Origin of the sequence: Zobellia sp. 1_MG-2023 (genome assembly GCF_030549125.1) — a bacterium.
GTDB lineage: Bacteria > Bacteroidota > Bacteroidia > Flavobacteriales > Flavobacteriaceae > Zobellia > Zobellia russellii.
In genome coordinates, this window is sequence record NZ_JAUOSY010000027.1 from 1 (window position 1) to 1,163 (window position 1,163).

Consider the following 1,163-nt stretch of genomic DNA (forward strand, 5'->3'; position numbering starts at 1 on the left):
CCCACGCATGCAAACACCCCGTCCGCGATATCCTTGGGGTATATGATCTCGTTCAGGAGGTTGCGTTTGGCGTAATGCGCGGGAAGCTCCTCAACGGTGATCCCGTAGGCCTTTGCACGTCCCTCGGCCCAATCGCCTTCCCATATCTTGCTGCCCACGATCACCCCGTCCGGGTTTACGGTATTGACCTTTATTTTGTCGCCCCCCAGTTCCGCGGCCAATAGGCGCGCCATATGCTGCTGTGCGGCCTTCGCCGTTCCATAGGCCACGTTGTTGGGCCCGGATACGAGCCCGTTCTTGCTGGCTATGCTTATAAAGTCACCGCCCTTGTCCTGTTTGCGCATGATGGCCACGGCCTGCTTGGCCAGTTCGAACTGCCCCTTTACCAGGACGTCCTGCAGTATGTCCCAATCCTTTTCCGAGGTGTCCTGTAGGGGTTTTGAAATGGCGAGACCCGCGCTGTGCACCACGATGTCCACGCCCCCGAACTCCAGACATGCCTTTTTATAGGCGTCGGCTACCGATGCGCTTTTGGTGACGTCGCACACGGCATAGCTTGCGGTATCCCTTGGGTAGGTGGCTACGCCTTCCTTCAGCCTGTCCTCGGCAATATCGGTCAGTACCACGTTGGCGCCCTCCGCGGCGAGCTTGTCGGCAATGGCCTTTCCTATGCCGCCCCCCGCTCCGGTGACCAGGGCTACTTTACGTGACAAAGGTTTCTCCTTTGGCATACGCTGCAGTTTGGCCTCTTCCAACAACCAGTACTCGATATCGAAGGCCTCCTGTCTTGGCAACGATGTATATTCCGTAATGGCTTCCGCACCGCGCATGACGTTTATGGCGTTCACGTAGAACTCATTGGCCACACGGGTGGTCTGCTTGTTCTTCGCGAAGCTGAACATACCTATTCCCGGATAGATGATGATCACCGGACTGGCATCCCTAACGGCAGGGCTATTGGCACGTTTATGGTCGTCGTAGTACGCTTGGTATTCCTTTCTGTACTGTTCAAAGGCAGGGCGGAGCTTGGCGAGCACGGCTTCCGTATCGGAAAGGTCCTCGTTGGCATCCAGTTTCAATACCAAAGGCTGGATCTTGGTTCTCAAAAAGTGGTCGGGGCACGAGGTGCCCATGGGCGCGAGCCGCTCCAGGTCGTTACTGTT

1 protein-coding gene is annotated in these 1,163 nt (G+C 56.9%); it reads right to left on the reverse strand.

Annotated features, from left to right (window positions below; all coding sequences use genetic code 11):
* Positions 1 to 1,163: SDR family NAD(P)-dependent oxidoreductase (locus Q4597_RS19685; protein WP_303407806.1), on the reverse strand; the 1,163-nt coding region annotated here is incomplete at both ends.